The 18,855-nt window shown below is 60.1% G+C and carries 19 protein-coding genes; 4 read left to right on the forward strand and 15 right to left on the reverse strand.

Features of this window, described 5'->3' with window-relative positions:
* Positions 1-36: 36 nt before the first annotated feature.
* Positions 37-948, reverse strand: a complete 912-nt coding sequence (locus ABH944_RS01130) for a MurR/RpiR family transcriptional regulator (RefSeq protein ID WP_404604003.1) — start codon at positions 946-948, stop codon at positions 37-39.
* 148 nt (positions 949-1,096) lie between these two features.
* Here ABH944_RS01130 and ABH944_RS01135 point away from each other — a divergent pair, with 148 nt between their 5' ends.
* A complete protein-coding gene (locus ABH944_RS01135; protein WP_404604004.1) occupies positions 1,097-2,371 on the forward strand; it encodes an amino acid deaminase in 1,275 nt (424 codons plus the stop codon).
* On the opposite strand, the gene ABH944_RS01140 is transcribed toward ABH944_RS01135, so the two are convergent.
* Entirely contained in the window at positions 2,368-2,853 is a 486-nt protein-coding gene (locus ABH944_RS01140; RefSeq protein ID WP_097265791.1) for a MarR family winged helix-turn-helix transcriptional regulator, read from the reverse strand. The genes ABH944_RS01135 and ABH944_RS01140 overlap by 4 nt on opposite strands.
* Before the next feature lie 110 nt (positions 2,854-2,963).
* The gene (locus ABH944_RS01145; RefSeq protein WP_404604005.1) at positions 2,964-4,562 is read right to left on the reverse strand and encodes an MDR family MFS transporter; all 1,599 of its coding nucleotides are present in this window, start codon (positions 4,560-4,562) and stop codon (positions 2,964-2,966) included.
* A 105-nt stretch (positions 4,563-4,667) separates the two neighbouring features.
* Between ABH944_RS01145 and ABH944_RS01150 the strand changes: the two genes are divergently transcribed.
* Positions 4,668-5,510 carry an EcsC family protein gene (locus ABH944_RS01150; RefSeq protein ID WP_404604006.1) on the forward strand — a complete coding sequence of 281 codons (843 nt, stop codon included), beginning with the start codon at positions 4,668-4,670 and terminating at the stop codon, positions 5,508-5,510.
* 12 nt (positions 5,511-5,522) lie between these two features.
* Here ABH944_RS01150 and ABH944_RS01155 read toward each other — a convergent pair whose 3' ends face one another.
* From ABH944_RS01155 to ABH944_RS01190, 8 genes are all read right to left on the reverse strand, one after another.
* Positions 5,523-6,449, reverse strand: coding sequence for an alpha/beta hydrolase (locus tag ABH944_RS01155; RefSeq protein WP_404604007.1), 927 nt, complete (start codon positions 6,447-6,449; stop codon positions 5,523-5,525).
* A gap of 85 nt (positions 6,450-6,534) precedes the next feature.
* Complete coding sequence (locus ABH944_RS01160) at positions 6,535-6,942, reverse strand: CHRD domain-containing protein (protein WP_404604269.1); 408 nt, start codon at positions 6,940-6,942, stop codon at positions 6,535-6,537.
* Between the two features lie 277 nt (positions 6,943-7,219).
* Positions 7,220-7,474, reverse strand: coding sequence for a porin family protein (locus ABH944_RS01165; protein ID WP_404604008.1), 255 nt, complete (start codon positions 7,472-7,474; stop codon positions 7,220-7,222).
* Between the two features lie 31 nt (positions 7,475-7,505).
* The gene (locus ABH944_RS01170) at positions 7,506-7,835 is read right to left on the reverse strand and encodes a response regulator (RefSeq protein WP_404604009.1); all 330 of its coding nucleotides are present in this window, start codon (positions 7,833-7,835) and stop codon (positions 7,506-7,508) included.
* 181 nt (positions 7,836-8,016) lie between these two features.
* Positions 8,017-8,322: a response regulator transcription factor gene (locus ABH944_RS01175; protein WP_404604010.1), complete on the reverse strand. Its 306-nt coding sequence runs from the start codon at positions 8,320-8,322 to the stop codon at positions 8,017-8,019.
* The gene (locus ABH944_RS01180) at positions 8,319-8,564 is read right to left on the reverse strand and encodes a response regulator transcription factor (protein ID WP_404604011.1); all 246 of its coding nucleotides are present in this window, start codon (positions 8,562-8,564) and stop codon (positions 8,319-8,321) included. The genes ABH944_RS01175 and ABH944_RS01180 overlap by 4 nt, the downstream gene beginning before the upstream one ends.
* An 846-nt stretch (positions 8,565-9,410) precedes the next feature.
* Complete coding sequence (locus tag ABH944_RS01185) at positions 9,411-9,938, reverse strand: single-stranded DNA-binding protein (RefSeq protein WP_404604012.1); 528 nt, start codon at positions 9,936-9,938, stop codon at positions 9,411-9,413.
* A gap of 174 nt (positions 9,939-10,112) precedes the next feature.
* Positions 10,113-11,315, reverse strand: coding sequence for an MFS transporter (locus ABH944_RS01190; RefSeq protein WP_404604013.1), 1,203 nt, complete (start codon positions 11,313-11,315; stop codon positions 10,113-10,115).
* 335 nt (positions 11,316-11,650) lie between these two features.
* On the opposite strand from ABH944_RS01190, the gene uvrA reads away from it, so the two are divergent.
* Together uvrA and ABH944_RS01200 are read left to right on the forward strand one after the other, a co-directional pair.
* On the forward strand, positions 11,651-14,524 hold the full coding sequence (gene uvrA / locus ABH944_RS01195; protein ID WP_404604014.1) for an excinuclease ABC subunit UvrA: 2,874 nt from the start codon (positions 11,651-11,653) through the stop codon (positions 14,522-14,524).
* Positions 14,525-14,613: 89 nt separating this feature from the next.
* Positions 14,614-15,687 carry an AI-2E family transporter gene (locus ABH944_RS01200; RefSeq protein ID WP_404604015.1) on the forward strand — a complete coding sequence of 358 codons (1,074 nt, stop codon included), beginning with the start codon at positions 14,614-14,616 and terminating at the stop codon, positions 15,685-15,687.
* Between the two features lie 105 nt (positions 15,688-15,792).
* Here the strand turns inward: ABH944_RS01200 and purU are convergent, their stop codons facing one another.
* The 4 genes from purU to ABH944_RS01220 all read right to left on the reverse strand — a co-directional run bounded on the left by purU (position 15,793) and on the right by ABH944_RS01220 (position 18,845).
* On the reverse strand, positions 15,793-16,662 hold the full coding sequence (gene purU, locus ABH944_RS01205; RefSeq protein WP_404604016.1) for a formyltetrahydrofolate deformylase: 870 nt from the start codon (positions 16,660-16,662) through the stop codon (positions 15,793-15,795).
* A gap of 57 nt (positions 16,663-16,719) precedes the next feature.
* Positions 16,720-17,565, reverse strand: a complete 846-nt coding sequence (locus ABH944_RS01210; protein ID WP_404604017.1) for an NUDIX hydrolase — start codon at positions 17,563-17,565, stop codon at positions 16,720-16,722.
* Positions 17,566-17,642: 77 nt separating this feature from the next.
* Positions 17,643-18,257, reverse strand: coding sequence for a LysE family translocator (locus ABH944_RS01215; protein ID WP_097260797.1), 615 nt, complete (start codon positions 18,255-18,257; stop codon positions 17,643-17,645).
* A 21-nt stretch (positions 18,258-18,278) separates the two neighbouring features.
* Positions 18,279-18,845 carry an adenine phosphoribosyltransferase gene (locus tag ABH944_RS01220; RefSeq protein WP_404604018.1) on the reverse strand — a complete coding sequence of 189 codons (567 nt, stop codon included), beginning with the start codon at positions 18,843-18,845 and terminating at the stop codon, positions 18,279-18,281.
* Positions 18,846-18,855: the final 10 nt, after the last annotated feature.

Genomic DNA, 18,855 nt, shown 5'->3' on the forward strand with positions numbered 1-18,855 from the left:
TCCCCTGAAAATTCGCGCGTTTGTCTGGAAGACCAGTCAATCGCCCAACGGCTGACGCTCGTCCACACCGCCGCCGCGATAAACATCCAGCGCGTGTTTCATGCGCCGCAAAAGCTCGCGGCTCGTCTCGCCCTGCTTCACGGCAAGTTCGGTCACAAGCAGGTCGAGCGCCATCAACATGGCGTAGCGGGAGGTCGACGGCTTGTAGATAAAATCGGTCTCGTTCGCGATGATCGGGATCAGCCAGTCGGCCAGTTGTGCGAGCGGCGACGCGGGCGCGGTCAGCGCAATCACGCGCGCGCCATACTCCCGCGCGATCCTGCAGCTTTCGACCATCTCCTGCGTCTGCCCCGTCACCGATAACGCCACCACCACATGCTCGCGCGAGAGCGTCGCGGCGACCATCCGCTGAAGCAGACCGTCCTGATACGACGCCACCGGCCGCCCCAGTCGAACCAGGCGGAAACGCATTTCATCGGCTAAAGCGGTCGAGCCACCGCCCATGCCGAACACGTAGATCATTCGCGCATCGGCAAGCGCGTCGGCGGCCGCGGCAATCGGCGCCGCGCGCAACGCGCCGCGATTGTGGGCGAGCGTGGTCTGAATATCGTCGAAAATACGGGCGGCGAGTGAATCGGCGGGATCGTCGGCGCCGGTTTCGTCGTACGAACCGCCGCGCAGGAAGCGCTGGCCGACCGCCGCAGCCTGAGCCAGCCGCAATTTGAGTTCGCGCACGTCCTGGCATCCCACCGCCTTCGCAAAACGCGTCACGGTGGCAATGCTGACCTCGGCTTTTTTTGCGAGCGCACCGATGCTGGCGCGCGAAGCACCGGTCAAATCGTCGAGAATGAGCGCCGCGACCTTCCGTTCCGCCGAGCGCAATTCGGGCGCACGCTCGGCAATCCGGGCGACGATATCGAAAGCGGGCGGTTCGGACGAAACGTTCATTGAGACCCTTTGATCCAGGCTTGGTACTAAATAACAATGTCTTGCGCATCGTACTTTCTGTACCATTATCGCGTCAATCTCGATATTGAATCGAACACAGCCGTACAAGCCCCTGACTCTATACAAACGAACGATGGAGTAGCAGCACATGAAAGTTACAAACTATCAAAGCGCGACAATCGACCCTTTTGGCAAGGGTCTGGGCATGGTGCCGGGTGTAAGCGTCCATCTGGCGGATGCCGCGCGCCTTGACTGGAACCTGCTGGACGAAGACGTGAGCCTGCCGGCCGCCGTGCTGTACGCGGACCGGATCGAGCACAACCTGAAGTGGATGCAGGCCTTCGTGGCCGAATACGGCGTCAAGCTCGCGCCGCACGGCAAGACGACCATGGCGCCGCAATTGTTTCGCCGCCAGCTTGAGACCGGCGCGTGGGGCATTACGCTGGCCACCGCGCATCAGGTGCGGGCGGCTTATCGCGGCGGCGTGTATCGCGTGCTGATGGCGAACCAGCTGGTCGGCAAACGCAACATGGGCATGATCGCGGAACTGCTCACCGACCCGGGTTTCGAGTTCCATTGCCTCGTGGATTCGGCAGACAACGTCGATCAGCTCGGCGCGTTTTTCAGCGATGTGAACAAGCAGGTGAACGTGCTGCTGGAACTGGGCGTGGCAGGCGGGCGCACCGGGATTCGCGACGACGCGCAGCGCGACGCAGTGCTGGCGGCCATTGTACGCTGGCCCAATGCCGTGAAGCTCACCGGCGTCGAACTGTATGAGGGCGTGCTGCAGGACGAATCGAAGGTACGGGCGTTTCTACAGAACGCGGTGGACGTGACGCGGGCGCTTGTCGCCGAGGGCAAGATCGCACGCAAGCCGGCGATACTCTCGGGCGCGGGATCGGCGTGGTACGACGTTGTTGCCGATGAATTCGCGAAAGCGAATAGCGATGCAATCGAGGTGATCCTGCGCCCGGGCTGCTATCTAACGCACGACGTGGGCGTGTACAAGAAGGCGCAGAACGAGATTTTTGCCCGTAACCCGATCGCGAAGAAGATGGGCGAAGGGTTGAAGCCGGCGCTGCAATTGTGGGCCTATGTGCAGTCGATTCCGGAGCCGGATCGCGTGATCATCGGCTTGGGAAAACGCGATGCCGCTTTCGACGCCGGCATGCCCGAACCCGCTCGCCACTTCCGCCCCGGCACGCAATGGCCGCGTGACATCAAGAGCGATGAAGGCTGGGAAATCTTCGGCATGATGGACCAGCACGCGTACCTGCGGATCAGGCCGGGCGACGACATCAAGGTGGGCGACATGATCGCGTTCGACATCTCGCACCCCTGCCTCACGTTCGACAAATGGCGCCAGATCCTGGTCGTCGATACAAAATATCGCGTGAAGGAAGTGATCGAGACGTCGTTCTAGGCTTCGTCAGGAAGAGCGGCGCTGTCGGTGCCGCTCACCTCGGCAGCTGTTCCGGCGGCAACTTCCTGAATCCGCTGCTCCAGCGCGCGCAGCGCGTCGGAAAGTGCCGTGACAGCATCATCCGGAAGCGTGGACAGCGTCTCGTGAAGAAACTCGTTGCGGCGTGGCATACCGGCTTCAGTCACGGCGCGACCCGCATCCGTGAGAATCACGTTCGAGACCCTGTTGTCACGCTGGTCGACGCTGCGCGCAATCCAGCCCAGCGCCTCCAGCGTCTTCAACTGCCGCGTGAGCGCGCCCGGATCCACGCGCAGCCGCTCGACCAACCGCTTCTGCGACAACTCGCCCGCGTGATCGTGCAGCGCGAGCAAGATGCGCCAGCGCGGCATTGGATGGCCGACCTGCGATTCGAACGCCTGCATGAACGCGCGATAAGTGCGTCCGAACTGCTGTATGAAGGCGATACGTTCCGTTTCGTCCATGCTGATTGGTTCCCGGCTGACTGCTTTGATACTGGTTGCTTCAGTGGTGCGCGTTTGCGCGTCGTTCGTGCCCGTGGCGCTCTGCACGGGCTTGCTTTCTGTCATCGAGCTCATTCGGCCACTATTGTCGGTTCAATCTTCGCGCCCTTCAGGCGAATCGGTGGTACACGGCGCGCTTGCCACACGGACAGCACCGCGACAACCGCCGCCACCGCCAGACCAATGTGAATTGCCGCAACCAGCGACTCGCGTGCCGATTCAAGCAGCATTGCGCCGTTATGGCCGGCGGTCGCGAGTTGCGACAACAACGTGGCTTGCGCGTCATGATTGATCAGGATCTGCGGATCGCTCAGGTCGCCGAACCAGTGGCTGGCGTTGTCTTTATCGAGTGAAAGCTGCACGCCGCTTGCGTACAGATGACTGATCAGCGTACCGGTCAACGCCGTGCCTATCATCCCGCCAATCATGCGCAGCGACTGCAGCAGCGCCGTCGCAATCCCCAGATGCTCGCGCCCGGCCGTCAGTTGCGCGAACACGGTCAGGTTCGGCATGACAAAACCCAGCCCCATTCCGCCCAGCACCATGAACATCATCAACAGCGGACGCGGCATCGAGCGGGTGGCGATCACCACGCCGAGACACGCCACCGCGAGCAGCGCGAAACCAATGAACAGCATCGCATTGGGATTCTTCACGCGCGTCACGATCCGGCCGTTCACGATACTGCCGATCGTAATGAACACAACCAGCGGCGTGATCATCAGACCAGCGTCTTTCGGCGACATCCCAAAACCGCCTTGAAACAGCAAAGGCGCGTAGAACAGCAGCGAAAACATGGTGAAACCGCCGAGAATCGCCAGCGTGAACAGCGCGGACAGGCTCTTGTTGCGGAACATATCGACGGGAAGAATGGCGTAATCACAGCGCCGTTCCCACTTCCAGAGCCCATAGCCGGACGCAACGCTCGCGAGCAGCAGCATCAGCGACTCGGCCGAGAGCCCATGCTTCGGCAACATTTCGACGAACAATTGCAGCGAACCCAGCGCAATCGCGATCAGGCCCGCGCCTTGCCAGTCAAGACGCATCTTGCCTTCGTGCTTGACGTGCCGAAGATGCGGCAGGAAACGCCAGACGAAAAACACCGACAGCAGGCCGACTGGCAGATTCACGTAGAACACGGAGCGCCAGCCGTAGTATTGGGTCAGAATCCCGCCAAGCGATGGCCCGACCGCGTTTGCAATACCGAACGCCGAACTCATCATGACCTGCCACCGGAGCCGCACGACAGAGTCGGGAAACAGATCGGCGATGCAGGCAAACGCAGTGCCTACCAGCATGCCGCCGCCAATTCCCTGGAGGCCGCGCGCGAGCACGAGGAACAGCATGTTGTTGGCGAGGCCGCAAAGCGCGGATGCGACCGTGAACACGACAATGGACGCGATCACGAACGGTTTGCGCCCGTAATAGTCGCCGAGCCGGCCGAAAATAGGCACGGTGATGACCGACGTGAGCAAGTAGGACGTGGCGACCCACGCGTAAAGATCGAACCCTCTGAGTTCGGCGACGATGGTAGGCAACGCCGTGCCGACCACGGTTTGATCGAGCGCGACCAGCATGGTCACGAAACAGACGCCTAACATCGCCATGAGCGATTCGCGAAACGGGAGCACTTGTCCCGCTGAGTGGTGCGCGGCAGTATGAACGGCCATTTTTTGATACCGCAATGATTGACTGGTCAACAGAATGTGAATCATAGCACGGTGAAAGGCTCTAATCCAAGGCCGGACGCCTTCTCAACCTTTTAGAAATTCGCCATGGAACCGACGCCAATTGCCGCTTCGCCCCTCTCGCAGGAAGATCTCGCCTCGCTGCGCCGCGCCAAGGAAGCGCTGGAAAGCCCTTCGCTCACGATGAAACTTGCCAGCGTGGTGGGCTCGCCCATCGAAAAGATGATGGCGAAAATGCCGAACGTTGCGCAGGAAAAAATCGACGAGGCGACTCAAGCCGCGCTGAAGAAATGCCTGCAGCTCGCGCTGCGCACGCTGAGTAAAAGCACTGTCGACGGCGTGGTTCTGCCGCCGGAAAAACCGCACAACCTGATGCACAAGCTGGCCGTCGCGACGACGGGTGCGGCAGGCGGCGCGTTTGGGTTGTTTGCATTGCCGATCGAATTGCCGGTCACCACCACGCTGATGTTTCGGTCAATCTGCGACATTGCGCGCAGCGAGGGCGAAGACGTGCATCTGATCGACACCCAGTTGCAATGCCTGATGGTGCTCGGCATGGGCGGCCCGAGTTCGAGCGACGACAGCGCGGATATTGGCTATTTCATCGTGCGTGGAACCCTGGCGCAGTCGGTATCGAAGGCAACAAGCGAACTTGCCGCGAAGGGCTTGAGCGGACACGGTTCGACCGCATTGCTCAAGTTTTTGCAGACCGTCGCGTCGAGGTTCTCGGTGCAGGTGAGCGAACAAGTCGCCGCCAAGTCGATTCCCGCAATTGGCGCAGTGCTTGGCGCCATGATCAACACGGTGTTCATCGATCACTTCCAGCAAACGGCGCACGGACATTTCACCGTGCGCCGGCTGGAGCGCCAATATGGCCAACTGGCCGTCGAGCGCGCTTTCCAGACCATCGATATAGCGAGCGGCAAGTGACGCTGCGCTCGTCTAGGAGGTTTCCGCAGCCTGCAGCGCCGTCACCCGGCGCACGAACCTCGCTGCCTGCTCCAGCGCCCGGTTCGCCTCCGGCACGAACGGCGCGAACATCTGAAAAACGTGCGGCATCTTCGGCAAGATGTTGAGTTCGACGCGCACGCCCGCCACGCGGGCTTTCTCCGCCACACGCGTGGAGTCGTCGAGGAGCACTTCGGTATCGCCTATCTGGATAAGCAACGGCGGCAATCCTTCGAACCGCCCATATAACGGCGATACGTACGGATGACGTATGTCGGTTTCTCCTGCATAGAGCTTACCGGCCGGTGCAAACGCACTGCCGTGGAACATGGGATCGCGGCCCTCGTTGGTCGTGATCGACGCGCCGGTCGCCGCCAGATCCGTCCACGGCGAAAAGGCTACAGCGCCGGCAGGAAGCGGATCGCCGGCGTCGCGCAAAGCGAGCAGCGTAGCCAGCGCGAGGCCGCCACCGGCCGAGTCCCCTGCTATCACCAGGCGCTCGGGTAACACGCCATCGGCGAGAAGCGTTCTGTATGCCGCCAGCGCGTCGTACAGCGCCGCAGGAAACGGATGCTCGGGTGCGAGCCGGTAGTCGAGGGAAAAGGTTCGCGCGCCTGAGCGCCGGGCCAGCGGGAAAACGATCCCGCGGTGAGTCGCGGGCGAGCAGAAGTAATACCCACCTCCATGCAGATAGAGGATCGTGATGCCGGAAGGTTGCTCCGGCGTCAGCCACTCTCCGCACAAGGGCGCATCGTGCGGACCGTACCGCTGAACGAGATGCCAGCCAGCGGGTACCTTCGGCGACCACACGCGTTCGGACGCCATCGCGCGTGCGCGCGCGACATCAATTCGCGGCTTGGCCGTCTCGGGACGCGTCCAGCGCCGTAAAACCCAGCACGCCAGCGCACTTTGCCAACTCATCGCAGCTCCTCATTGGGGGACCCGTCGATCATAAGATCCCTGGGCAAGCCGCGTGTCACAAAAGTGCTCGGTCAGCCAAGCGGCTTCAGTTTGCCGGCATGACTTGTCCGCGGATCTCTCCGGTCGGGTTCTTCTCGGTATGGATATTGAAATAGTACTGGCCGGCCAACAGGTCCGTGGACTGTTGCTCGGAAAGCGTGGCCTGTCCGCTGATGGGACTGGGGAGCGCGTCCTTGCCGACAGCAACCTGCACCTTCGCGTTCTGGCCCACGGGCGCGGGGCCGTGGAAATGGGCCATGGTCGCCGGGCCAGACAAATCGGCGTATGTCACGGTCCACTGCAGCGTCTTGGTCGTGGTGTCGAAGGTGGCTTTCAGCACCCCATGCCCCTTGCTCACGCGAGGCGGCACTTCACTCGATGGTTGCAGGTTCGCCTGCAACGCAACGGTATCGGCGAACGCCATGCTCGACGCCAATGATGTTACGGACGACATCAACACCACGCTCAAACTCAACACGCTGTTACGCAGACTGAATCTCGTGAACATGTTTGCACTCTCCCGGTGACCGACGAATGGACGAGTCATCTGCTTTCCGCCACGAAGGACGAGAGTAATAAGCACAGGCTCATCGACGCGCCATGGTAGTGCATTTTTTAGTGTCCAGCCTGCGCGCACGAACCCCGAGTCGATGCGCGACCGGAAATGTGAAAAGGCGCCTCACGGCGCCTTTTCACTACTACTTTCGTTACTACGTCAGACTTTCAGCAATTTAGAAGCGGTGGCGCAGACCTGTTGATACCACTACCTGGTTGCCATGGGCCGAGACGTTAATCGTGCCATAGACTTGCGCTTCGGCACCCTGCTTGGCAAGTTGCACCGCGCCTTCAGCATAGATGTCCGTGCGCTTGGACAAAGCGTAGTCCGTCTGCAGGCCGAACTGATGGTACTTCATGTGGTCGTTGTTGTTCGGACCCGGCGTGTAACCCTTCACCTCGGTGTAGGTATAGGCGGCGCCAAGTGACAATGCCGGTGTCAATGCATAACAGCCATTCAGCTCACAGTTGTTGAAACGCGCCGTGGAATCGCCCGTTGGCGCCCGCGTCGAGCGCACGCGCGATCAGGTCGGCATCGGTTGTCATTGATAAAGCGACGATTGCCGCCTGCGGATGATGTTCGACGATGTATTTGATCAGGTCGATGCCATCACCATACCCGCCGCCCGGCATATTAAAATCCATGATGACGACATCGCACGGCTGCTCCTCGAGCGCTTCGACCAGCTCGGTTGAATCCTGTGCGCGAAACACAATTTCTATGTTTTGCACATTGGCAATCAGTCGCTCGATGGCAAGAACAACTAATGGATGATCGTCCGCTACCGCCAATCTGATTCGTTGAGTGAACCCAATCATTTACTAACCTCTTCTAACCTGAAATTCGCCCAAGTGATGCGTCCGCTCGCGGCGGGGTTCAATTTGCCAGCGCTTGCCCAGCCCGCTGAAGGATCGTTGATCCGGACCGTCATCGACATAAGATGCGTCCGAAAGCATTTCGCAATCTGTGTCATCACGTCAGTCCATGCGCACGCGCGAACGCGAACAATCCCGGGTCATTCTGCACGCCGAGCTTGCTCATGGCGTCGCGCTTCATGAAGCGCGCGATCTCGGTGATCGACAATCCGCTCGCAAACATACGCACGACTTCGATTTCCCGGGGCGAAAGCCTCGGGCCATCTCCGAGCGCGTCGGTTTCAGCGCCGGCCACTGCCAGAGCCGACACAATCGAGGTGCTCAGGTAGCGACGTCCAACTCCTGCAAACTTCACCGCGGCCGCAAGTTCGTCCATGGACTCGACCTTGTTGAGCAGGCTCATTGCGCCGGCGGCCAGAATTGAACGGAGGATCGCGACATTGCCATGCTCGTGAGCACGACAATGCGGATGGCCGGCCAGTCCCGGCGCAATCGTTTGATCAGCCGCAAGCCGTCTTCCGCCTGCAAGCCTTGCTCGGGCATTGCGAAGTCAGTTACGAGCACGTCGCACGGCGTGTACAACAGCAGTCTCAGCAGCTCCGCGGCGCTCGCAGCCTCGGCTACGACTTCCAGGTTCTCATCCATGCTGGACGTCGCTCGAATGCCGAGCAAAACGAACGGATGATCGTCTGCGAGAACGATTCGCAGTTTCAGTACTGCCTCTCAGTTTTTTTGTTTGCACTTCAGGTTGAATCCGCGCCAACTGGCAACGATCAATTGAGTAATACGCCGTTGCACATAAGAACACGGCGATAGGTCTCTCTATATAGGATCACTCTCAATGTTCCTGCTGCACCGCGTGTTACTTCCAAGACTCGTCTGTCTTATTGCCGCTCGGGTCGGAGCTCTCTTGCGTGGCTTGCGTGCCTGCAATGCACGGCTTATGGCCGGCAGGCTGTATCGCGCAATTCAACGTGGGTCAGAGTAGTTTTCAACTGGCTGACGATTCAATACGAATTGTCCTATTCCGCTTGATTCGAAACGTTTATCCAATTCGTTTCGAAATAAGCAATCTCCAGAGGACGGCAATGTGTACCGACTTAAAGGGGGAACGGTCGTGATGATTTATGGAAATTCGTCATGGAAAGACAAGACAAGGGGTCTGCTTGTCCTTTAGCTGAGGGACGAAGAGGCCACCAGCCGTTTCCCGTCGAAAATAGAGGCCAAATCCGGAATGATCGAAGACACCCCTGTCCGTCACATCGGGCGTTTTTTCTTGGTTTTATTTTTTTCGACGGACGCGTGCTGAAACAACGTTACGTGGCGCAATTGCAACGCCTATGGGCCCGGTCCGCTAGTCGAGCCACGCCATCCCCTGCAAATTGAGCAGAGGCGGTAGCAGCGAACCAATCTCCTCCGCGAGGTGCGCACATGCAAAAAGCCCGCACGAGGCGGGCTTTTTGCGTCAAATCAAAACTGCGTGGGCGCCAATCAAAATGGAATATCGTCGTCCATTTCGTCGAAGCCGCCACCCGCCGGTGCACTCGGACGGCTTGCGCCGCCGGCGTTGCCGCCCGCAGGACGTCCGCCCGCAGCCGCAGCACCGCCGCGGCTCGCGCCGCCACTGCTGCGCTCGGCCGGGGCACGGCTGTAGCCTTCATCGCCACCACCACCGCCTGCACCGCTGCGTCCGCCCAGCATCTGCATCTGCTCAGCAACGATCTCCGTCGCATACTTTTCCACACCAGCCTGGTCGGTGTACTTGCGCGTACGGATCCGGCCCTCGATATACACCGACGAGCCCTTCTTCAGGTACTCGTTAACGATTTCGGCCAGCCGGCCGAAAAACGACACGCGATGCCATTCCGTCAGCTCCTTCATCTCGCCGGACGTTTTGTCCTTGAAGCGATCGGTGGTGGCAAGACGGATGTTGGCCACGGCGTCGCCGCTCGGCAGATAGCGGGTTTCCGGATCGGCTCCCAGATTTCCGACGAGAATGACTTTATTGACGGATGCCATGATTTCTCCTGTTGATTCAATTCAATGTGATCTGATGCGGTGCGCTCGCCGCGCGACACGCGGTGGTAGTCGACCTGTCCAGCAAGAGCTGCAAAATCCGCAAACCTCATGCACTACGCTACGGCAAGATTTCGCCAACGCGGCGAAATGCACCCACCTGGAAACTAAAACCGCTTAAACCGTGCGCCGGACTTTCTGCGGCGGCGGTTTCATGTTCGCCGCCACGATCAGCCATGCAAAAACCAACCCTGAGCACGCGAAAAATACAGCGCTTTGCCCGTCTACCTTCAACAGCCAGCCGCCGATCACCCCGCCAATGGCAAGGCCGATTGACTGCGTTGTGTTGTAGACGCCTGCCGCCGCACCCTTTCTCGTGCCAGGCGCGAGTTTGGAGACGAGCGACGGTTGTGACGCTTCCAGCACGTTGAAGCCCAGGAAGTACACGAACAAAACCGCGGCCACTGCCCACAGGGTATGCGGAGCGGCGCCGAGTAACAACTGGCCAATCAGGATAAGACCTATGGCGCTGACCATCACAGCCTTCATTTTCCCGCGCTTCTCCGCGGCAATGATGGCCGGCACCATCATGACGAACGCAAGGCCCATCACAGGTAAATAGACTTTCCAATGGGCGGCGACCGGCAAGCCGCCCGCTTCCAGAATGCGCGGCACGACGAGAAACAGCGCGGTTTGCGTAGCGTGCAAAACGAGCACGCCGAAGTTCAGACGCAGCAATTCCACGTTATGCAGCACCTCGGCGAACGGCGCTTTCACGTGCACAGGCGGCATGGGTGCGTTCGGGACGACCCAGATCACCACGCCGACGGCGAGTATCGATAAAAAGCCGATCAGCGTGAACAGTCCGCTCATGCCGACCCACTCGAACACAATTGGCGCGCCGACAATGGCCACCGCGAACGAGACGCCGATGCTCGCGCCCACCATGGCCATGGCTTTCGTGCGGTTTTCTTCCGTAGTCAGGTCGGCGATAAACGCGATCACCGCCGACGATACCGCCCCCATGCCCTGGATCACACGTCCGACGATAATCCAGGTCATGGAATGGCCGACCGCCGCCACGAAGCTGCCAATGGCAAACACGACCAGGCCGAACGCGATGACCGGCTTGCGTCCGAGCTTGTCGGACACCCAGCCATAAAAGATGTACAGCAGGGATTGCGTCACGCCGTAAGCGCCGAGCGCGATGCCGACGAGCAGCACGTTGTCGCCGCCGGGAATGGTTTTCGCGTAAATGGAAAACACCGGCATGATCATGAAGAGACCGAGCATGCGCAGCGCGAAGATTGCGGCAAGCGACACGGTCGCACGCAACTCTGGCGCGCTCAAACGTGTGGACGTAGCAGACGGATTGGACATCGGGACGAGGTAATGTGGAAACGCGTCTGGCCGTGCGCGCGGACGCGGAACTCAAGCACGGCCGCCTTGTGGTTGCCCGGAACGGCACTATATGAGACGGGTGGCTGAATGAGACGGGTGGCTGAAGCGTCTGGACCCGCCTTGCGTCCGGATCTGCCCTGCGTCTGGACGGCACGCAAAAGTCCTTCGAATGTCACCCGGACGCGGCATGAATAATCCGCCAATACCCTTCGCAACCCCGCCGCACGCTTGATTGACGCCGATGAGCGCGGGCAACGCGCCCTCGAAAAGTCGTTATAGTAGCAGGTTTAGCCCCCTTACTTTCCGCCCGGTTCATGGAAGAAATTCGTATTCGTGGGGCTCGTACCCACAACCTTAAGAACATCAGTCTCGACTTGCCGCGTCACAAGCTGATCGTGATTACGGGCTTGTCCGGTTCGGGGAAATCGTCGCTCGCGTTCGACACGCTCTACGCAGAAGGCCAGCGCCGCTACGTCGAAAGTCTGTCCGCCTACGCGCGTCAATTCCTGCAGTTGATGGAAAAACCGGACGTGGACCTGATCGAAGGATTGTCGCCGGCAATTTCCATCGAGCAGAAAGCGACTTCTCACAATCCGCGCTCCACTGTCGGCACCGTCACCGAGATTCACGACTACCTGCGCCTGCTGTTTGCCCGCGTCGGTACGCCGCACTGCCCGGACCACCACATTCCGCTCGAAGCGCAAAGCGTGTCGCAAATGGTCGACGCCGCGCTCGCCATGCCCGAGGAAACCAAGCTGATGATCCTCGCGCCCGTGGTGGCGGATCGCAAGGGCGAACATCTCGAATTGTTCGAAGCCATGCAGGCGCAGGGTTTCATCCGGTTTCGCGTGCGTTCGGGCGGGGGCACGGCGAACGAGGGTGTCGCGAAAATCTACGAAATCGAGTCGCTGCCCAAGTTGAAGAAGAACGACAAACACACTATCGATGTCGTTATCGACCGGTTGAAAGTGCGGCCGGACATGAAGCAGCGGCTGGCGGAATCGTTCGAAACAGCGCTGCGTCTCGCCGATGGCCGAGCGATCGCGCTCGAAATGGATTCCGAGAAAGAGCATCTGTACAGCTCGAAATTCGCTTGCCCGATCTGCTCCTACTCGCTGCAGGAACTCGAGCCGCGCCTGTTCTCGTTCAACAATCCCATGGGTGCGTGCCCCGAATGCGATGGCCTCGGCCAGATTACGTTCTTCGACCCGAAGCGGGTGGTCGCGCATCCGTCGCTGTCGCTCGCGGCGGGCGCGGTGAAAGGATGGGACCGGCGCAACCAGTTTTATTTCCAGATGCTGCAAAGCCTGGCGTCGTTCTACGAATTCGATATCGACGGCGCCTTCGAGGATCTGCCCGAAAAGGTGCGCAAGATCCTGCTGTTCGGATCCGGCAAAGAGGTCATTCCGTTCTCGTACATTAACGAGCGCGGCCGCACGACGGTCCGCGAACACGTGTTCGAAGGGATCATTCCGAGTCTGGAACGCCGCTACAAGGAAACGGATTCGGCGGCGGTCCGCGAGGAACTGGCGAAGTACCAGAACAACCAGGCGTGCCCGGCATGCGAAGGCACGCGGCTGCGAACCGAAGCGCGCAACGTCAAACTCGGCACGGGCGAGAACGCGCGAGCCATTTTTGAGGTGAGCGGCTGGCCGCTGCGCGAGACGCTCGGCTACTTTCATACGCTGCGCCTGGACGGCGCGAAGGGCGAGATCGCCGATCGGGTCATCAAGGAAATCGTCGCGCGGCTCACGTTCCTGAACAACGTCGGGCTCGATTATCTGTCACTGGAACGCAGCGCCGAGACGCTCTCCGGCGGCGAGGCGCAGCGTATCCGGCTGGCATCGCAGATTGGTTCGGGCCTGACGGGCGTAATGTACGTGCTCGACGAACCGTCTATCGGCTTGCATCAGCGCGATAACGACCGGCTCATTGCCACGCTCAAGCACTTACGCGACATCGGCAATTCGGTGATCGTGGTCGAACACGACGAAGACATGATCCGCATGGCCGACTACGTGGTCGACATGGGGCCGGGCGCAGGCGTGCACGGCGGCGAGATTGTCTCGCAAGGTACGGCGAAGCATGTCGAGAACGACCCGAATTCAATGACCGGACAGTATTTGTCCGGCAAACGGAGTATCAGCTACTCAACCGACCGCACGCCGCCCGACGAACGGCGGCTGCGAATCATCGAGGCCTACGGCAACAACCTGAAGCACGTATCGCTCGATCTGCCGGTCGGATTGCTGACCTGCGTGACGGGCGTATCCGGCTCGGGCAAGTCCACGCTCATCAACGACACGCTATACCACGCCGTCTCCCAGCATCTGTACGGTTCGTCCGCCGAACCCGCGCCTTACGAGGCAATTGAAGGGCTGGAACACTTCGACAAGGTGATCAACGTCGATCAATCGCCGATCGGCCGCACGCCGCGCTCGAATCCGGCGACCTACACCGGCCTCTTTACGCCGATCCGCGAGTTGTTCGCGGGCGTGCCGGCGTCCAAGGAACGGGGCTACGATCCCGGCCGCTTCTCGTTCAACGTCAAGGGCGGGCGCTGCGAAGCGTGCCAGGGCGACGGCGTGCTCAAGGTCGAAATGCACTTTTTGCCTGACGTCTACGTGCCGTGCGACGTCTGTCACGGCAAGCGCTACAACCGCGAGACGCTCGACGTCCAGTACAAGGGCAAGAACATCCACGAGGTGCTCGACCTCACGGTGGAAGTGGCGTACGAATTCTTCAAACCCGTGCCTATTGTGGCGCGCAAGCTGAAAACCTTGCTCGACGTGGGTCTCGGGTATATCCGGCTCGGCCAGTCGGCGACTACGCTGTCCGGCGGCGAGGCGCAGCGCGTCAAGCTTTCGCTGGAACTGAGCAAGCGCGATACGGGTCGGACTCTGTACATTCTCGACGAACCGACTACCGGCCTGCACTTCCACGACATCGCGCTGCTGCTCGAAGTGATTCACCGGCTGCGAGATCAAGGTAATACTGTCGTAATCATCGAGCATAATCTCGATGTAATAAAAACTGCGGACTGGGTCATCGACCTCGGTCCGGAAGGCGGCGCCGGCGGCGGCCAGATCATCGCGCAGGGGACGCCGGAGCACGTCGCACAATCGAAGGCCAGTTTTACCGGCCGGTATCTTGCGCCTTTGCTGCAGAGGCCGAGATCGGCCGCCTGACAGATGATTCGCCCGCACCGCGTCCATGCGCCGCGCCGTCCGGGCTGCGGCCATCCACAAACCGTTAGCGGCAGGAGACTGAAGGATTCATGGCAAAGCGCAACGAAGCGGCCGAAGAGAGGCCAGCTGTCCGGCCCGTGCGGCTGACGAGCGATATGAGCATGCCGAAGTTGTCGGCTGTGGAGATTGGCAGCTATATCGCCGCGTTCGCCGGTCTCTTCCTCGTGCTGCATTTGCAGTTGCTCGGCGCGCTCCTGGCGGGAATGCTCGTGTACCAGCTCGTGCACGCCATCGCACCCCTGATCGAAAAAACCATGACGAGCGGACGGGCGCGCTGGGTCGCGGTCGTGATCGTGGCGGCGGTGATCGTGGGAGGGCTGGCGGGCACGACGATCTTGCTCATCGATCATTTTCAGCGTGATGTTCCAAGCGTCCAGAAACTTCTCGATCAGTTGATGATGCTCACCTCGCACGCCCGCTTGCAGGTGCCCGAGTGGATCGCGGACTACCTTCCTGTCGATGCAGAGCAGATGAAGGACAAGGCAACCGAGCTGATGCAAAAGCACGCCGCCATGTTGCAGCAGGGCGGGAAAGACGCGGCGCGCGGTTTCGGACATGTGCTGATCGGCATGATCGTGGGCGCGATTATCGCGGTGGGGGTGCCGCGGACAACACATCGGCTGCCGCTTTCCACGGCTCTCGTGATGCGCGTGACGCGTTTCTCGGAGGCGTTTCGCCGGATCGTTTTCGCACAAGTCAAAATTTCCGCGATCAACGCCACGTTCACGGCGTTGTATTTGCTCGTCGCGCTACCAGTGTTTCACGAGCAGTTGCCGCTGTCGAAGACGCTGGTGATGGTGACGTTTATCGTCGGGCTGTTGCCGGTGATCGGGAACCTGATTTCGAACGCGATCATTGTGGGGATTTCATTGTCGGTGTCGTTCGGGACGGCCGTGGCTTCGCTGGCCTTCCTGATCATCATTCACAAACTCGAATACTTTTTGAATGCGCGGATCATTGGTGGCCAGATCGAGGCCCGCGCCTGGGAATTGCTGCTGGCCATGCTTGCGATGGAAGCCGCTTTCGGGCTGCCCGGCGTCATTGCCGCGCCGATTTTTTATGCTTATCTCAAGCGCGAGCTGGTTTATTTGCGGCTGGTTTGACCGCTGGATTTTTGCTCGCGCCGGTGGAGGGGTAAGCAGCGGCGGTGCCGGGATTAGCCTGGAACCACCGGCAACACAGCGCCCCTCAACAAGCGCGAACGCCCTCTACTTGAATACCACCGTCTTGCTTCCGTTCAGCACGACCCGGTGCTCCACGTGCCACCGTACCGCGCGCGCGAGTGTCACGCATTCCACGTCACGACCGATCGCCGTCAACTGATCCGGCGCCATGCTGTGGTCCACGCGCTCCACCTCCTGCTCGATGATCGGCCCTTCATCAAGGTCCGTCGTCACGTAATGCGCAGTAGCACCAATCAACTTAACGCCGCGATCGAACGCCTGGTAATAAGGCTTGGCGCCCTTGAAGCTCGGCAGGAACGAGTGGTGAATATTGATGGCCCGGCCATTGAGCGCTGCGCACATCTCCGGCGACAAAATCTGCATATAACGCGCGAGCACGACGAGATCGACCTTGTGCTGATCGACAATTTCCAGCACCCGCGCTTCCTGCGAAGCCTTCCCTTCGGGCGTGGACGCTATCAACGGCAGATGATGAAACGGCACGTCATAACTGGCGGCAAGCTGATAAAAATCCCGATGATTCGAAACAATCGCCGGAATCTCGATCCCGAGCTGGCCGGTGCGATATCGGAACAGCAGGTCGTTCAGGCAATGCCCGATCTTCGACACCATGATCATCACGCGCGGTTTCACCGACGCATCGTGCAGCTCCCACTTCATGCCGAATTCATCGGCGAGCGTGCCGAACGATGTGCGCAACGCGGCGAGACCGGGGTCGCCGCCGACCTGCTGGAAGTGCACGCGCATGAAAAATTCGCCGGTGTGACTGTCACCGAATTGCGCGGAATCGAGAATATTGCTGCCGAGGTCGAACAGGAATCCGGACACGGCATGCACTATGCCGGGACGATCCGGACACGACAACTTCAAGATAAAACTATGTTCGGTCGACATGAACCGATACTCCTCTGAGATGTTTCAAAGCACGTCCAACATGTGTTCACCGCGTATTCAAACCGTCGGCAGTAAATAAATCGCCTGCATGCCCTCGCACGCTTCTTCGTCTATCCACTTACGGCGCAGCAGGCAATCCAGGGTGGCCAGACTCGCATCGACCGTCATTGCGCCTTCTTCGATCCATCGCGCGACTTCATCAATGCGCGCAAGCCGGTGTTCGCCCACTTCGCCATCCTGATTGCGCGGCGCGAAATCGGCAGGCAAGGCCACGTCGAAAACATAGATCAACTCTGCCTGAGTGCCTTCAGGCAGCGATTGCAGCACGTAGAATTCGCGCCCGCGCACGGCGTTGGCGGCGAGCTCCGGCTGCATGCCCGCTTCTTCCCAGCACTCTTTCACGAGCGTTTCCTCGATCCCCATCCCCCAGCCGATACCGCCTGCCACCACGTTATCGAGCATGCCGGGATCGGTCGCCTTGGTTTCGCTGCGCCTGGCGATCCAGAGTTTGGGCGCGCGGCCCGGCTCTTCGACAATGCCGTTCAGATGGACCGCGTACGTCATTGTGCCGAAGAATCGCGATGCGGCTCGCTCGATGAACGCAAGCGGCTCGGCGTCGAAGGCATTGCGGATTGCGTAGGTTTCGTTGCGCCAGCCGGGGATGCGACCGTCAGCGGCCAGCATGCCGATGACCGCGCCAAGCGCGGCGCTGCGCGCGTTGAGATCGGAGAAAGTATTGGCGAGGTGGATCGCCGTTTGATCGATATGAAACACGTCCGGCCATGAGTGCAGCGCGGGCGCGTCGGTGCGGCGAATCCAGCCGACCCGTTCCCGGTCGATGTAAAACGGCAGGTGCGCCGAAGCATCGAAATGACGCGCGGCGACGATGGCAGGCAAGCTCATGAGGGGCTCCGGCGACGACGGAAAGCCGGAAATTGTACAGGGCGTTTCGTTCACAGCAGGTATGAACGAAAGCGCCCTTAATCCTTCAGCGCCACGCGAATCCCCAGCCCGATAAACGTCGCCCCGGCCAGCCGGTCAAGCCACACCCCGACCTTCGGACGCCGCTTCAGATAAGCCCCGATCATTCCGGCGGCAACGCCAAAAACCGAAAACACCACCACCGTCTGCAACATGAACACGCCGCCGAGTTCAAACATCTGCAACATGACGCTCTGTGCGCCATGCGGATTGACGAACTGCGGCAGGAACACAATAAAAAACAGCGTCACTTTCGGATTCAGCAAATTGCCGATCACGCTTTGCCGAAACACCACCGCCAGCGGCTGGCTGGGCCGCTCATGCGCAGTCGACAAACCCTTGCTACGGATCGCCTTGATGCCAATCCAGACCAGATAAGCCGCGCCGGCCAGCTTGACCGCTTCAAAGGCCATTGGGGAAGACTTGAGCAACGCCGCCACGCCAAGCGCGGCGAGCGTCGTATGAAATGAGATGCCAGCGGCAAATCCAAGCGCGGCGACCAGCCCGGCCGCACGGCCCTGGGAAATACCCCGTGCAAGCACCTGGAGATTGTCCGGACCGGGTGCTGCGGTAATGGCAATGGAAGCCGCGAGGAACAAAAGGAAATTAGGCATAGGTCAGAGAATTCGGAGAAATTAGTGGCCGCTGAACTCGCAAACCGTATAAAGCGGCAAACCCGCTTCGCGCAGAAGTTTCGAGCCGCCAAGCTCCGGCAAATCGATAATCGCCGCCCCCTCGACTACCACCGCGCCGAGCCGTTCGAGCAACATCTTGCCGGCCATCATCGTACCGCCCGTTGCAATCAGGTCGTCAACGAGCACCACCCGCTCGCCCGGCTTGCAGGCGTCCTCGTGAATTTCGACGGTTGCGCTGCCATATTCAAGTTCATAGGACTGCGAGAACGTCCTGAATGGCAACTTGCCCTTCTTGCGGATAGGCACGAAACCCAGGCTCAATTCGTAAGCCAGGATCGGCCCGATGATAAAACCACGCGCATCAAGCCCGGCAATCGTATCGATCCGCGCATCTATATAGCGCTGCACCAGCAGATCAATCAGCGTACGCAGCGCTCGCCGATCCTGCAAAACCGGCGTGATATCGCGGAACTGCACACCGGGCTGCGGCCAGTCCGGCACAGTGCGAATCCGCTCCCGGACAAAACTGGCAGGATTGGGCACCGAGTGCACTGGGAACTCAGACATGATTGATGTC

Origin of the sequence: Caballeronia udeis, assembly GCF_044909315.1 — a bacterium.
GTDB classification, from domain to species: Bacteria; Pseudomonadota; Gammaproteobacteria; order Burkholderiales; family Burkholderiaceae; genus Caballeronia; species Caballeronia udeis_A.

What these genes read in the sequence shown, in the direction of transcription:
- ABH944_RS01130 (WP_404604003.1), bottom strand. Translation starts at nt 948, where the DNA reads ATGAACGTTTCGTCCGAACCGCCCGCTTTCGATATCGTCGCCCGGATT.
- ABH944_RS01135 (WP_404604004.1), top strand. Translation starts at nt 1,097, where the DNA reads ATGAAAGTTACAAACTATCAAAGCGCGACAATCGACCCTTTTGGCAAG.
- ABH944_RS01140 (WP_097265791.1), bottom strand. Translation starts at nt 2,853, where the DNA reads ATGGACGAAACGGAACGTATCGCCTTCATACAGCAGTTCGGACGCACT.
- ABH944_RS01145 (WP_404604005.1), bottom strand. Translation starts at nt 4,562, where the DNA reads ATGGCCGTTCATACTGCCGCGCACCACTCAGCGGGACAAGTGCTCCCG.
- ABH944_RS01150 (WP_404604006.1), top strand. Translation starts at nt 4,668, where the DNA reads ATGGAACCGACGCCAATTGCCGCTTCGCCCCTCTCGCAGGAAGATCTC.
- ABH944_RS01155 (WP_404604007.1), bottom strand. Translation starts at nt 6,449, where the DNA reads ATGAGTTGGCAAAGTGCGCTGGCGTGCTGGGTTTTACGGCGCTGGACG.
- ABH944_RS01160 (WP_404604269.1), bottom strand. Translation starts at nt 6,942, where the DNA reads ATGTCGTCCGTAACATCATTGGCGTCGAGCATGGCGTTCGCCGATACC.
- ABH944_RS01175 (WP_404604010.1), bottom strand. Translation starts at nt 8,322, where the DNA reads ATGAGCCTGCTCAACAAGGTCGAGTCCATGGACGAACTTGCGGCCGCG.
- ABH944_RS01180 (WP_404604011.1), bottom strand. Translation starts at nt 8,564, where the DNA reads ATGGATGAGAACCTGGAAGTCGTAGCCGAGGCTGCGAGCGCCGCGGAG.
- ABH944_RS01185 (WP_404604012.1), bottom strand. Translation starts at nt 9,938, where the DNA reads ATGGCATCCGTCAATAAAGTCATTCTCGTCGGAAATCTGGGAGCCGAT.
- ABH944_RS01190 (WP_404604013.1), bottom strand. Translation starts at nt 11,315, where the DNA reads ATGTCCAATCCGTCTGCTACGTCCACACGTTTGAGCGCGCCAGAGTTG.
- uvrA (WP_404604014.1), top strand. Translation starts at nt 11,651, where the DNA reads ATGGAAGAAATTCGTATTCGTGGGGCTCGTACCCACAACCTTAAGAAC.
- ABH944_RS01200 (WP_404604015.1), top strand. Translation starts at nt 14,614, where the DNA reads ATGGCAAAGCGCAACGAAGCGGCCGAAGAGAGGCCAGCTGTCCGGCCC.
- purU (WP_404604016.1), bottom strand. Translation starts at nt 16,662, where the DNA reads ATGTCGACCGAACATAGTTTTATCTTGAAGTTGTCGTGTCCGGATCGT.
- ABH944_RS01210 (WP_404604017.1), bottom strand. Translation starts at nt 17,565, where the DNA reads ATGAGCTTGCCTGCCATCGTCGCCGCGCGTCATTTCGATGCTTCGGCG.
- ABH944_RS01215 (WP_097260797.1), bottom strand. Translation starts at nt 18,257, where the DNA reads ATGCCTAATTTCCTTTTGTTCCTCGCGGCTTCCATTGCCATTACCGCA.
- ABH944_RS01220 (WP_404604018.1), bottom strand. Translation starts at nt 18,845, where the DNA reads ATGTCTGAGTTCCCAGTGCACTCGGTGCCCAATCCTGCCAGTTTTGTC.